Origin of the sequence: Serinicoccus hydrothermalis (assembly GCF_001685415.1) — a bacterium.
Taxonomy (GTDB): domain Bacteria; phylum Actinomycetota; class Actinomycetes; order Actinomycetales; family Dermatophilaceae; genus Ornithinicoccus; species Ornithinicoccus hydrothermalis.
In genome coordinates, this window is sequence record NZ_CP014989.1 from 837,898 (window position 1) to 851,261 (window position 13,364).

Consider the following 13,364-nt stretch of genomic DNA (forward strand, 5'->3'; position numbering starts at 1 on the left):
CCTCTCCTCAGCCGATCGACCCCGATCCTGCCACGTCGGCATACCATCGGGCGCTCGCCTTGGGGGTCCGCCGCTGCGTGTCGTAGTCGACCCGGACGATGCCGAAGCGCTTGGTGTAGCCGAAGGCCCACTCGTAGTTGTCGAGCAGCGACCAGACGAAGTAGCCGCGGACGTCCGCGCCGTCCTCGATCGCGGCGTGGACGGCCCGCAGGTGCCCGTCGAGGTAGGCGATCCGGTCCTGGTCGTCGACGAAGCCGTCCGCGTCGGGGACGTCGGGCATGGCCGCACCGTTCTCGGTGACGTAGAGGCGGGTGCCGGCCGGCCCGGTGTAGTCCCGCTGCAGCCGGAGCAGCAGCTCGTGCAGCGCCGCCGGCCGGATCTCCCAGCCCATGTCGCTGACGGGCAGGCCGCGCCGCACCGTCACGACGTGCTCGGAGCCGACGTTCGGCGAGGGGCCGTCGTAGGTGCGCGCCTGGAGCGCGGCCCGCGCGGCGTCCTGCGGCTCGGCGCCCGTGACCATGGTGCTGGTGTAGAAGTTCACCCCGAGGACGTCGATCGGGGTCGAGATCTCCTCGAGGTCGCCGTCGCGCACGAGGTCCTGCGGCCACAGCTCGCCCAGGTCCTCGATGACGTCCTGGGGGTAGGCGCCCCGGGTGATCGGCTCGACGAAGAAGCGGTTGGCGAGCCCGTCGAGGCGACGGACGGCGTCCCGGTCGGCCGCCGAGTCGGGGTCCTGCGGCTGCATCTCGGTGAAGTTGAGGGTGAGCCCGAGCTCGAGGTCCGGGTCGCGCTCGCGCAGGGCGGAGACGGCCCGCCCGTGGGAGAGCAGGAGGTGGTGCGCCGCCCGCAGCGCCGCCGACGGCTCGGTGCGTCCCGGTGCGTGCACGCCCGCGGCATACCCCAGGAAGGCCGAGCACCACGGCTCGTTCAGGGTCGTGAGCTGGCGGACGCGGTCGCCCAGCCGGTCGTGCACGGCGAGCGCGTAGTCGACGAAGCGGTCGACCACGCCGCGGTCGGGCCAGCCTCCCTGCTCCTCGAGCGCCTGCGGCAGGTCCCAGTGGTAGAGCGTGACCCAGGGCCGGATGCCGGCCCCGAGCAGCTCGTCCACCAGCCGCGAGTAGAAGTCGAGGCCCTGCTGGTTGACGGTGCGGCCGTCGGGGCAGACCCGCGCCCAGGACACCGAGAAGCGGTAGGCCCCGAGGTCGAGCGAGCGCATGAGCGCGACGTCCTCCGGCATCCGGTGGTAGTGGTCGCAGGCGACCGCCCCGGTATGCCCCTCGACGACCTTGCCGGCGGTCGCCGAGAACGGGCCCCAGATGCAGTCGCCCCGGCCGTCCTCGTGGACCGCGCCCTCGATCTGGTAGGCGGCGGTGGCCGACCCGAAGAGGAAGTCGCGGGGGAAGGTGAGGGTACTGGTCATTGCTTGACGGCTCCTTGCATGATGCCGGACACCAGCTGGCGCCCTGCGACGACGAAGAGGATGAGCAGCGGGACGGTCGCCAGCACGGCACCGGCCAGCACCAGCGAGTAGTCCACGAAGTGGGCCGCCTGGAGCTGCTGCAGGGCGACGGGCAGGGTCGGGTTGGCCGGGCCCAGCACGATGAAGGGCCAGAAGAAGTTGGTCCACGTCGCGACGAAGGTGAACAGGCCGAGCATCGCGGCGGCCGGCCGGGAGGCGGGCACCCCGACGTGCCAGAAGGTGCCGAACATGCTGGCCCCGTCGACCCGCGCGGCCTCGATGAGCTCGGTCGGCACCGCCTGGCGGAGGTACTGCGTCATCCAGAAGACGCCGAAGGCGGTGACCAGGCCGGGCACGATGACCGCGGTCAGCTCGCCGGTCCAGCCCAGCTCGGCCATGACCTGGTAGAGCGGCACCACCCCGAGCTGGGTCGGCACCGCCATCGTGGCGATGACGAAGACGAGCAGCGGCCCCGAGCCGCGGAAGCGCAGCTTGGCGAAGGCATACCCGGCCAGCGTGGAGAAGAAGACCACCGAGGCCGAGACCGTCGTCGAGACGATGATCGAGTTGACCGTGGCCCGCCAGAACTCGACGGTGTCGAAGACCGTCGCGGCGTTCTGCAGGAAGTTGCCGCCGGGCAGCAGCGGGAAGGGGGTCCGCGACAGCACCGTGGAGTCGTGGCTGGCGATGAGGTAGGACCACCACAGCGGGAACATCCCGCCGAGCACCACGGCGGCGAGCAGGCCGTAGACCACCCAGCCCGGTCGCTGCCCCCGGTCCCGGCGGGCGCGTGAGCCCGCGCGGCGCTGCCCCCGCGTCGTGGTCGGCGTTGGCACGGGCGTGGTGGTCATCGGCTCTCCTCGCTGGCGATGCGGCGGCTGATGGCGAAGTTGACCAGCCCGACGGCGACGATGAGGGCGAAGAGCAGGACGGCCACCGCCGAGGCGCGTCCGAAGTCGGCACGGGTCCACCCCAGCTCGTAGAGGTAGAGCGTGAGAGTCTGCCACTGCCCGTCGGACCCGCCCCGGCCGAACTGGTCGTACATCTTCGGCTCGTCGAAGATCTGGAGCCCGCCGATGGTCGAGGTGATGATGACGAAGATCATCGTCGGGCGCAGCATGGGGATGGTGATCGAGACGAAGCGGCGCAGCCCACTGGCCCCGTCGATGGCGGCCGCCTCGTAGAGGTCCCGCGGGATGGCCTGCATCGCCGCCAGCAGGATGAGCGCGTTGTAGCCGGTCCAGCGGAAGTTGACCATGCTGGCGATGGCGACGTGGCTGGCCAGCCGGTCCGAGTGCCAGCGCACCGGCTCCATCCCGACACCCTCCAGCAGGGTGTTGATGAGACCGAAGCGGTCGGCGAAGAGGTTGGAGAAGATGAGGGCGACCGCCACCGGGGCGACGACGTAGGGCAGCAGGACACCCATCCGCCAGAACGTCGCCGCGCGCAGCTTGTGGTCCAGCAGCCCGGCGATGGCGAGGGCGGCGAGCACCTGGGGCACCGAGGACAGCACGAAGATGCTGAGCGTGTTGACCAGGGCGGTCCAGAAGTCCTGGCCGGTGAGGACGTCGACGAAGTTCTGCGCCCCGACGAAGGCGCCCTGGCCCATGATCTGGTCCCAGTCGTGCAGGGCCACCCAGCCGGTGTAGACCAGCGGGAACAGCCCGACGACGAAGAAGAGGACGAAGAAGGGCGCGATGTAGACGTACGGCGAGGCCGCCTGGTCCAGCCGCCCCAGGCGACCCTCGCGCGGCGCCCCGCCGCCCCGGCGACCGGTGACCTGTTCGGGTGCCGGCGCCGGGGCGGAGGTGGGGGTGGTGACGCTCATCTCAGCGCAGGTCGCCCACGGCCGCGGCGAACTTGTCCCAGCTGCTCGCGGGGTCGTCGGTCTGGTCGACGTCGACACGGCTGATGGCGTCCTGCATGGCCGTGTTGATCTCGAAGTACTTCGGACCCTTGAAGGGCATCACCGTGACCGCCTCGGCCCGCTCGGCGAAGATCTGACCGGTGGGGGCGTCGTTGAAGAAGGCGTTGCTCGACTCCGCCAGGGTGTCCGAGTCCAGGGCCTCCGTCTGGCTGGGGAAGGTGCCCTTGGCCTCGAAGGCCTTGATCTGCTGCTCGGGAGCGGTCAGCCAGGCGGCCAGCGCCTTGGCCTCCTCGGGGTGGTCACCCTGGGCGGGGACGGTGAGGTAGGAACCGCCCCAGTTGCCACCGCCGCCGGGGAAGACGTTGGCCACGTCCCAGCCCTCGATGTCGGCGGCGTTGCCCTCGACGACGCCGAGCATCCAGGCCGGGCAGAGCATCGTCGCGAACTCGTCGCCCTGGAAGGCGGAGGACCAGTCGGCGCTCCACTGGCCGAGGGCGGCGGACAGGCCGTCGTCGACGGAGGCGGAGAGCACCTGGTCGTAGAGCTCGCGGACCTCGGGGTTGTCCACGGCGATGATCTCCCCGTCGGGCGTCTCGTAGGGCTGCTCGACCTGGTTGATCATCCCCTGCCACAGCGCCCCGGCCGAGTCGTACCACGCGATGTCGGTCTCGGCCACGAAGTCCCGGCCGACCTCGAAGTAGGTGTCCCAGTCGCCCTGGAGCAGCTCGGCGACCTCCTCGCGGTCGGTCGGCAGGCCGGCCTGCTCGAAGAGGTCGGCCCGGTAGCACAGCGCCTCCGGGCCGATGTCCGTGCCGTAGCCGAGCAGCATGCCGTCCTCGAGGGTCACCGCCTCGGTCTTCCAGTCCAGCCAGCGGCCCTCCAGGTCCGGCGAGCTGAGGTCGACGAACTTGTCGGGGTACTGCTGGAACTCGGTCACCCAGTCGACCTCGATCGCCTCGATGTCCGCCGCCCCGGAGTCCGCCCCGAGGCTGTTGCGCAGCGCCGCCCGGGCGTTGTCGGCCGTGTCGGCCTTGACGTGCTGCACCGTGATCCCGGGGTTGAGCTCCTCGTACTCGCCGAGGAGCTCCTCGTAGCCGAACTCGTTGAAGGTCGCGACGGACAGCGTGATGTCGCCGCCCTCGCCACCGCTGCCTGCGCTGTCGTCTCCCTCGCCACTGCCTCCGCCACACGCGCCGAGCGCCAACGTGGCGGCGGCGGTGGTGGCGAGCAGCATCCTGCGTCGCGTGCTGTGCATGCCAACTCCTTTGGTGGTCCACGCTCGTTGTGAGAGCGCTCTCACGAAGAGTGCACGGCACCCCGGAGAGGTGTCAAGGGGTTGTGATCGGATCGAGACCAGGCGACGTCCGAGGACGCGGTCGCCGCGGGTGTCAGGCCGGGCCGGGGGCCTCGGCGGGCGCGGGGGCAGCCTGCGCGTCGCTCGCCCGCAGCCTTCCCTTGACGATCTTGCCGCCCGCGTTGCGCGGCAGCGCCTCGTTCACCGTCAGGTCGCGTGGGTGCTTGAAACCGGCCAGCGAGCCCCGCAGGAACTCCTGCAGCTGCCCGAGGTCGAGCCGCTCCGCACCCGGCCGCAGGGAGACCACCGCCACGGGCACCTCGCCCCAGCGCTCGTCGGGGCGGCCGAAGACGGCCACCTCCATGACGGCGGGATGGCTGGCGATGGCGTTCTCCACCTCGGCGCAGTAGACGTTCTCGCCGCCGCTGATGATCATGTCCTTCGCCCGGTCCACCACCCAGACGAAACCTTCCTCGTCCTGCCGGACCAGGCCCCCGGAGTGGAACCACCCGCCGTGGAAGGCCGCTGCGGTCTCCTCGGGCTTGTTCCAGTAGCCCTGCATCACCGTGGGTCCGCGGTAGACGATCTCGCCGACCTCACCCACGGGCACGTCGTTCATGTCCGGGTCGACGACGCGGTACTGGATGGTCGGGATGGGCCGCCCCACGGAGCCCAGCTTGCGCAACGAGTCCTCCCCCCGGAGCACGCAGGTGATGGGCGAGGTCTCGGTCTGCCCGAAGACGGCCACGTTGAGCGCGTCCGGGAAGGTCTCCCCCATGGCGCGCAGCAGGGCGTCGCTGGCAGGGGCGGCACCCCAGCTGATGATCCGCAGCCGCAGGTCCCGCTCGGCGATCCCGGGGTTGGGCGCACAGCAGCTGCCACTGCTGCGGCACGTTGAAGACGATCGTCGCGCCCCCCTGCTCGTAGGCGTCGAGCACCGCCGCGGGGTCGAAGGCACCCAGCGGGTGGATGACCGTGGTGACGCCCAGCGTGAGGTTCGCCACGATCGAGCCGAGGCCGGCGATGTGGAAGAAGGGCGCGGTGAGGAAGCCGACGTCGGACTCGTCGACCATGTTCATGGCCCGGATGCAGGTGAGCGCCTGCACCTGCATGTTGCGGTGGCTCAGCATCGCCCCCTTGGGTCGTCCCGTCGTGCCGGAGGTGTACATGAGCAGCGCGGTCGTCTCCTCCGGCACGTCCGGCGGGTCGATCGGCTCCCCCGCCGCGACCACCTGCTCGTAGTCCTCCAGCGCCAGGGCGGCGACCACCTCCTCCGGGGGCCGGCCCGACGCAGATCCGCACCTCAAGGCTGTCCGGCAGCTCGTGCACCGCCGCCAGCGCGGGCGCGAGGGGCCCGTCCACGAGGATCGCCCGTGGCGCGGAGTCCTGCAGGATGTAGGCCAGCTCCGGCGGGGCCAGCCGGAAGTTGAGCGGCACCGCCATCGCCCCGAGGGCGTTGACCGCCACGACGGCCTCGACGAACTGCGGATGGTTCAGGGTGAGCAGCGCGACCCGGTCCCCGGGCCCGACGCCACGTTCGCGCAGGGCGCCCGCGAGCGCGAACGACCGGTCGGCGAGCTGGCTCCAGGTGGTCGTCCTCCCAGCGCGGGGGCGTCCGGGATCCGCGCGGCATGGGTCGCCACGTGCGCCATCCAGTGGTTGCGGAACGACCAGGCGGGAGCCTGCGTCTGGGTGCTCGTCATCGAAGGTGACCTTCCGTGCGTCGCTGCCTCGGACCGTGCCCAGTATGGCGCAACGGCACGCCGAAGGGAAGGTTTTGTGAATGGCTATTCGCATCAGAAGTGATGGTGTATTCACAGCGCGCCGTGGCCAGGTGGCTCGTGGCGCCGCGCGCGGTGGTTGACTGGCTGCGGACAGCACCGCCAGGAGGTCGAGGTCACCGTGTCCATGCCGACGAGCACCACCACGCGACCGCGCGACCGGCGGGACCGGATCCTGCGCGCCGCGGGACGCGCGTTCAGCGAACGCGGCTACCACGCGGTGGCCATGGAGGACATCGCCGCGGCCGAGGGGATCACCGCGTCGGCCCTCTACCGGCACTTCCCGCACAAGTACGCGCTCTTCCTCGAGTGCGCCACCCGGCTGGCGGACGGGCTGCTGGAGGCGCTGCACGACCTGCCCGAGGGGACCGACCTCGAGGGGGTCCTCGGCGCCGTCACCCGCGCCACCCTCCCGGAACGCTCCTCCGGCGGGATCTACCGGTGGGAGGCGAGATACCTCCTCCCGGCCGACCGGGCCCGGCTGCGGGAGGTCTTCACCCAGGTCGTCGACGCCGTGGCGCAGCAGGTCCGGCGCCACCGCCTGGAGCACCTGCCGCGGGACGTGGGCACCGCGGCGGAACACCGGGTCCTGGCCGCCGCGGCGCTCGGCGTCGTCGGGAGCGTGACGACCCACCGGACGACGCTGGCCGCCGGCAGGATGGAACCGCTGCTGCGGGGCGCCGCGCTGCGGGTGGCCGGCGGGCCGACGGTGGACGCCCTCACCGGGACGGTCACCGCCCCGGTCGGGGAGCCGGGCACGTCAGCGGCGACGGACCGCCGCACCCAGATCCTCGACGCGGCGATCCCTCTCTTCTACCGCCACGGGTTCGCCGAGGTGTCGATGGGACAGATCGCCCGCACCGTGGGGCTGGCCCCCTCCGCGCTCTACCGCCACTACGCCGGCAAGGCCGACATCCTGCTGGCCGCCTGCCTCCGGGCCGCCGACGTGCTGGAGCGCAGCGTGGACCTTGACGGGCTCACGCCCGGGGCCGCGTCGTTGGAGGCGCTGGCGCGCGGCTACGTCGACTACTCCTTCGGTCACGTCGCGCTCACGGCGGTCGCCGCCGCGGAGTCGGGAGGCCTTGCCACCGCCGACCGTCGGCGGCTGCACGCGGTCCAGCGCGAGCACCTGGGGATGTGGGAGACCCACCTGCGGCTCGCGCGGCCCGGCCTGGACGCGCCCGAGGCGAGGGTCCTGGTCCACGCGGCCCTGGGCACCGTGGCCGAGGGGGGCCGCGCGCTGCGCTGGCGGGACACCCCCGACCGCCGTCGGCAGCTGACCTCGCTGACGCTGCGTTCCCTCAGCGACTGAGGGCGGATCCTCGCTGCTGGTCGACGCCGGAGCCGTCCGGGTCGGCACCGAGCGCGGCCCGGAGCACGTCCTCGGCCTGTCGGACGACACGGCGGACGACGTCCCCGGCGGCGGGGACGTCGTGGATGAGGCCCTGCGCCATCCCCACCGACCAGATCCCCGCCTCGGTGTCGCCCTGCTCGAAGACGGTGCGGCCGCGGGACCCCGCGACGAGCTCGCGCACGTCGGCGAACTCCCCGCCCTCGTCGAGGAGACGGACGACCTCACGGCTCACCTCGTTGGCGGCGACCCGGGCGGTGTTGCGCAGCGGCCGGAAGATGAGCACCGTGTCGAGCTCGCCCTGCTCGACGATGGCCGCCTTGACCTCGTCGGCGACCGGGGACTCGACGGTGCACATGAAGCGCGTGCCCATGTTGACCCCGTGCGCCCCCAGCACGAGCGCCGCGGCCAGACCGCGACCGTCGGCGAAGCCTCCCGAGGCGATGAACGGGATGTCGAGCGCGTCGGCGGCAGCCGGGACGAGCACCAGGCCGGGGACGTCGTCCTCCCCCGGGTGCCCGGCGCACTCGAAACCGTCGATGCTGACCGCGTCCACGCCGATCCGCTGGGCCTTGAGCGCGTGGCGGACGCTGGTGCACTTGTGCAGCACCGTCAGCCCGGCACCCTTGAGCAGGTCCATGAAGGGCTCCGGGTTGGCCCCGGCCGTCTCGATCACCTCGACCCCGGAGTCGGCGATGGCCCGGACGTAGTCCGCGTAGGGCGGCGGGTCGATCGTCGGCAGGATCGTGAGGTTCACCCCCAGCGGCTTGCCCGTGAGCCGCCTGGCCCGCTCCACCTCGGCCACGAGGTCCGCGGGGGTGGGCTGGGTGAGGGCGGTGATGATCCCGAGCCCGCCGGCCTCGGAGACGGCCGCGGCCAGCTCGGCGCGGCCGACCCACATCATGCCGCCCTGGACCACGGGGTGTTCGATGCCGAGCAGCTCGGTGATGGGGGTGCGCATGTCCAGACCCTCTCAGACGTAGCGTCCGCCGGAGGCGGCCAGCTCGACCAGCGAGGCCGGCGGCTCGAAGTGGGTGCCGTAGGCGGCGGCGAGCTCTCGCGCGCGCTCCACGAAGCCGGCGGGCCCACCCTCGTACTGGTTGACGTACTGCAGCACACCTCCGGTCCAGGGCGGGAACCCGATGCCCTGCAGCGACCCGACGTTGGCGTCGGGGACCGAGGTGAGGACCCCGTCGTCGAAGCACCGCACCGTGTCGATGGCCTCGGCGAAGAGCATCCGCTCCTGCAGGTCCCGCAGCGGGATGTCGGTGGAGCCGGAGTCGAAGCGCTCCCGCAGCCCGGACCAGAGGCCGGTGCGCCGACCCTGCTCGTCGTAGTCGTAGAAGCCTGCGCCACTGGAGCGGCCCGCGCGGCCGTCCTTCTCGATGAGGGCGTCCACGACGGCCTCGGCGCCGTGCGGGGTCCACGTCCCACCCTCGGCCTCGACCGCGGCGCGGGTCTCCTGCCGGATCGTGCGGGGCAGGGTGAGCGTGAGCTCGTCCATGAGCTGCAGCGGCCCGGTGGGGTAGCCCGCCTGGACCGCGGCGTGCTCGACCAGCGCCGGCTCGACGCCCTCGCCCACGGCCGCGACCCCCTCGTTGATGAAGGCGCTGATGACGCGGGAGGTGAAGAAGCCCCGCTGGTCGTTGACCACGATCGGGGTCTTGCCGATCTGCCGGACCACGTCGAAGGTCTTCGCCAGCACCTCGTCGCTGGTCCGCTCCCCACGGATGATCTCGACCAGCGGCATCTTGTCCACGGGCGAGAAGAAGTGGATGCCGATGAAGTCCTCCGGGCGGTCCACCCCCTGCGCCAGGGTGGTGATGGGCAGGGTCGAGGTGTTGCTGCCCAGCACCGCGTCCGGTCGGACGACCCCGGCGACCTCGGCGAAGACCCGCTGCTTGACCTCGACCGACTCGAAGACCGCCTCGATGACGACGTCCACCCCCGTGAGGTCGGCGGCGTCCTCGGTCGGGGTGATGAGCGCGAGGAGCTGCTCAGAGGCCTGCGCGGTCGTCCGCCCGCGCTCCTGCGCGCGTGCCTCGAGCCGCTCGGCATACCCCTTGCCCCGGCGCGCGGCCTCGAGCGACACGTCCTTGAGGACCACCTCGATCCCGGCGCGGGCGCAGACGTAGGCGATGGCGGCGCCCATCATCCCGGCCCCGAGCACCCCGACCTTGCTCGCCCGGTAAGGGGGGTAGCCCTCCGGCCGGGACGCGCCGGCGTTGATCTTCTGCAGGTCGAAGAAGGTGTTGATCATGTTCTTGGCGACCTGCCCGCTCATGAGCGAGACGAGGTAGCGCGTCTCCACCAGGCTCGCGGCGTCGAACCCGAGCAGGCTGCCCTCGACCGCGGCCGCGAGCGCCGCGCGGGGCGCCGGCATCGGGGCGCCCCTGGTCTGCTTGCGCGGGTTCGCGGCATAGGCGGGCAGCATCGCGGCGATCCTGGGGTGGTGCGCGTCACCACCGGGGATGCGGAAGCCCGGGGCGTCCCACGGCTGCACGGCCTCCGGGTGCTCCCGGACCCAGGCCTTGGCCGCCGGCACCAGGTCCTCCGGTGCGTCCACGAGCTCGTCGGCCACGCCCTTGTCCAGCGCGTCGGCCGGACGGTGACGGGTCCCGGGCAGGATCCAGTCCATGAGGGCCGGCTGGAGCCCGAGCATCCGGACCAGCCGGGTGATCCCGCCCCCACCCGGCAGCAGACCGAGGGTGACCTCGGGGACCCCCAGCCGCACCTTCGGCGCGTCCAGGACGACGCGGTGGTGCGCGGCGAGCGCCACCTCGAGCCCGCCGCCGAGGGCGGTCCCGTCGACGGCGGCCACGACCGGTCGGCCCAGCGTCTCCAGGCGTCGCATGAGGGACTTCACGTGGTCGATGTGCGCGGTGTTCTCCGCCGCCGTCTCGGGCGAGCCCTGCTGCAGCAGGTGCAGGTCCCCGCCGGCGAAGAAGGACGACTTGGCACTGGTGAGGACGACCCCGGTGACCGTGTCGAGCCGGGCCTCCAGCGCCTCGACCGCGGCGCCGTAGGCCGCGACCCAGGTGTCGTTCATCGTGTTGACGTCCTGGTCGGGGTCGTCCATCGTCAGGGTGACGATGCCCTCCTCGTCCTGCTCCCAGTGCATACCGTGGATCTGGGTGTGGCTCATGCCTGTCTCCTCCGTCGTCCCGGCGCTCAGACGCGCTCGATGATGGTGGCGATGCCCATGCCGCCGCCCACGCAGAGCGTGGCCAGGCCGCGGCGCAGGTCGCGTCGCTCCAGCTCGTCCAGCAGGGTGCCCAGGATGATGGCGCCGGTGGCGCCGAGCGGGCGCCCCATGGCGATGGCGCCACCGTTGACGTTGACCTTGTCGTGGGGCACCCCCGTCTCGCGCATCCAGTGCAGGACGACCGAGGCGAAGGCCTCGTTGAGCTCGAACAGGTCGATGTCGGACAGCTGCAGGCCGGCCCGCCGCAGCACCTTCCGGGTGGCTGGCTCGGGCCCGGTGAGCATGATCGTCGGCTCGCTGCCGACGACCGCCGAGGCCACGATGCGGGCGCGCGGGCGCAGCCCGGCGGCGCGGCCCGCCTCCTGGCTGCCCACGAGGACCAGCCCGGCGCCGTCGACGATGCCGGAGGAGTTGCCCGCGGTGTGCACGTGGTCGACGCGCTCGACCTGCGGGTAGCGCTGGACCGCGACCGCGTCGAAGCCGCCCTCGTCGCCGATCCGGGCGAAGGCCGGCTTCAGCTCGCCCAGCGTGGGCATCGTCGCCTCCGGCCTGCGGTGCTCGTCGGTGGCGAGGACGGGGACCCCGTTGAGGTCGCTGACCGGGACCACGCTGCCCGCGAAGCGGCCCTCGGCCCAGGCCTCCTCGGCGCGCCGCTGGGACTCCACGGCATACGCGTCGACGTCCTCCCGGGAGAAGCCGTCGAGGGTGGCGATGAGGTCGGCCCCGATGCCCTGCGGCACGAAGTAGTGGTCGTAGGCGGTCGCCGGGTCCTGGTGGTATGCCCCGCCGTCCGATCCCATCGGCACCCGCGACATGGACTCCACGCCCCCGCCCACGACGATGCCGTCACCGGCGAGCACCTTGGCGGCCGCCGTGTTCACCGCCTCCAGGCCGGAGGCGCAGAAGCGGTTGAGCTGGACCCCGGCGACCGTCTGCGGAAGACCGGCGACCATCGCCGCGCTGCGGGCGATGACGCTGCCCTGCTCCCCCACGGGGGAGACCACACCCAGCACGACGTCGTCGATCGCGTCCGGGTCGAGCCCGGGGTTGCGTGGCGCGAGCTCGCGCAGCAGCCCGGCGACGAGGTCGATCGGTTTGACGGTGTGCAGCGAGCCACCGCGGTTCTTCCCCCGGGGGGTGCGCAGGGCGTCGTAGATGTAGGCGTCCTCAGGCATGGTGCTCCTCCCTCTCGTCGGTCCGCGGTCGCTCAGAGCCCGAGCCCACGGCCGACGATCTCCTTCATGATCTCGGTGGTGCCGCCGTAGATGGTCGACACGCGGGCGTCCTCGTAGTCGCGGGCGACCTGGTACTCCCGCATGTAGCCGTAGCCGCCGTGCAGCTGGAGGCAGCGGTTGACCACCCGCTGCTGCAGCTCGGTCGACCACCACTTCGCCATGGCGGCCTGCTCCGGCGTGAGCTCGCCCTGCAGGTGCTTGCTCACGCAGTCGTCGGCGAAGCTGCGCGTCACCGCCAGCTCGGTCGCGACCTCGGCCAGCACGAAACGCGAGTTCTGGAAGGAGCCGATCGCCGACCCGAAGGCCTTGCGCTCGGTGACGTACTCCAGGGTGCGCCGGAAGGTCCCCTCGGCGGCCGCCAACGACCCCAGGGCGATCGACAGCCGCTCCTGCGGCAGGTTGCTCATGAGCCCGGCGAAGCCCTGGCCCTCCTCGCCGAGCAGGTTGGTGACCGGCACCCGCACGTCGGTGAAGCTCAGCTCGCTCGTGTCCTGGGCGTGCAGACCGATCTTGTCCAGGTTGCGACCCCGCTCGAAGCCCTCCATCCCGCGCTCCAGCACGAGCAGCGACAACCCGCGGTGCGGGTCCTCCCCGGTGCGCACGGCGGTGGCCACCAGGTCGGCGTTCTGGCCGTTGGAGATGAACGTCTTGGCGCCGTTGACGACGTAGTGGTCGCCGTCCCGCACGGCGCTGGTGCGGATCCCGGAGAGGTCGCTCCCCGTGCCCGGCTCGGTCATGGCCACGGCCGTGATCAGCTCGCCGGCAGCGATTCCGGGCAGCCAGCGGGAGCGTTGCTCCTCGTCGGTGAGGTCGGTGAAGTAGGGGAAGACGATGTCGTTGGACAGGCTGATCCCGCCCATCCCGTTGCTGGCCCCGGAGCGGCCGAGCTCCTCGTTCATCACCGCGTTGAACCGGAAGTCCTCCACCCCGGCTCCGCCGAACTCCTCGGGGAGCCCAAACCCGAGCAGCCCGTCCTGCGCGGCCTGGGTGAACAGCTCCCGGTCCACCTTGCGCTGCTCCTCCCAGCGCTGGGCGTTCGGCGTCACGTGGCGCTCCACGAACGCCCGGACCGTCGCCCGGAAGGCCTCGTGCTCCTCGTCGTACAACGCCTGCGTCGCCATCTGTCGCCACCACCTCTGATGTGAACGGATATTCACATCATAGGTGAACCA

The 13,364-nt window shown here is 71.9% G+C and carries 10 protein-coding genes and 2 pseudogenes; 1 reads left to right on the top strand and 11 read right to left on the bottom strand.

The window, feature by feature from the left end:
• Window positions 1–7: 7 nt before the first annotated feature.
• The 7 genes and pseudogenes from SGUI_RS03980 to SGUI_RS18380 form a co-directional block, all read right to left on the bottom strand.
• Complete coding sequence (locus SGUI_RS03980; RefSeq protein ID WP_066636592.1) at window positions 8–1,420, bottom strand: GH1 family beta-glucosidase; 1,413 nt, start codon at window positions 1,418–1,420, stop codon at window positions 8–10.
• Window positions 1,417–2,310 (bottom strand): carbohydrate ABC transporter permease, encoded by an 894-nt coding sequence (locus SGUI_RS03985; protein ID WP_066636593.1) that lies wholly within the window; start codon window positions 2,308–2,310, stop codon window positions 1,417–1,419. The genes SGUI_RS03980 and SGUI_RS03985 overlap by 4 nt, the downstream gene beginning before the upstream one ends.
• On the bottom strand, window positions 2,307–3,287 hold the full coding sequence (locus tag SGUI_RS03990) for a carbohydrate ABC transporter permease (RefSeq protein WP_066636598.1): 981 nt from the start codon (window positions 3,285–3,287) through the stop codon (window positions 2,307–2,309). Before SGUI_RS03990 ends, SGUI_RS03985 begins: the two co-directional genes overlap by 4 nt.
• Window position 3,288: 1 nt before the next feature.
• A complete protein-coding gene (locus SGUI_RS03995) occupies window positions 3,289–4,581 on the bottom strand; it encodes an ABC transporter substrate-binding protein (RefSeq protein ID WP_066636599.1) in 1,293 nt (430 codons plus the stop codon).
• Between the two features lie 133 nt (window positions 4,582–4,714).
• Entirely contained in the window at window positions 4,715–5,239 is a 525-nt protein-coding gene (locus tag SGUI_RS18345) for an AMP-binding enzyme (protein WP_335675533.1), read from the bottom strand.
• Window positions 5,228–5,888: pseudogene (locus SGUI_RS18190) on the bottom strand (AMP-binding protein); the annotation flags it as partial. The gene SGUI_RS18345 and the pseudogene SGUI_RS18190, both read right to left, overlap by 12 nt.
• A gap of 82 nt (window positions 5,889–5,970) precedes the next feature.
• Window positions 5,971–6,417 (bottom strand): annotated as a pseudogene (locus tag SGUI_RS18380) (AMP-binding protein); the annotation flags it as partial.
• 111 nt (window positions 6,418–6,528) lie between these two features.
• Between SGUI_RS18380 and SGUI_RS04005 the strand changes: the two are divergent.
• Window positions 6,529–7,713, top strand: a complete 1,185-nt coding sequence (locus tag SGUI_RS04005) for a TetR/AcrR family transcriptional regulator (RefSeq protein WP_066636600.1) — start codon at window positions 6,529–6,531, stop codon at window positions 7,711–7,713.
• On the opposite strand, the gene SGUI_RS04010 is transcribed toward SGUI_RS04005, so the two are convergent.
• Genes SGUI_RS04010 through SGUI_RS04025 form a run of 4 tightly spaced genes read right to left on the bottom strand, consistent with a single transcriptional unit; the run spans window position 7,703 to window position 13,313 of the window.
• Window positions 7,703–8,713 carry an NAD(P)H-dependent flavin oxidoreductase gene (locus SGUI_RS04010; RefSeq protein ID WP_066636602.1) on the bottom strand — a complete coding sequence of 337 codons (1,011 nt, stop codon included), beginning with the start codon at window positions 8,711–8,713 and terminating at the stop codon, window positions 7,703–7,705. The genes SGUI_RS04005 and SGUI_RS04010 overlap by 11 nt on opposite strands.
• A gap of 12 nt (window positions 8,714–8,725) precedes the next feature.
• On the bottom strand, window positions 8,726–10,897 hold the full coding sequence (locus SGUI_RS04015) for a 3-hydroxyacyl-CoA dehydrogenase NAD-binding domain-containing protein (protein WP_066636604.1): 2,172 nt from the start codon (window positions 10,895–10,897) through the stop codon (window positions 8,726–8,728).
• 26 nt (window positions 10,898–10,923) lie between these two features.
• Window positions 10,924–12,132 (bottom strand): acetyl-CoA C-acetyltransferase, encoded by a 1,209-nt coding sequence (locus SGUI_RS04020; protein WP_066636606.1) that lies wholly within the window; start codon window positions 12,130–12,132, stop codon window positions 10,924–10,926.
• Window positions 12,133–12,164: 32 nt separating this feature from the next.
• A complete protein-coding gene (locus SGUI_RS04025; RefSeq protein ID WP_066636609.1) occupies window positions 12,165–13,313 on the bottom strand; it encodes an acyl-CoA dehydrogenase family protein in 1,149 nt (382 codons plus the stop codon).
• Window positions 13,314–13,364 lie beyond the last annotated feature (51 nt).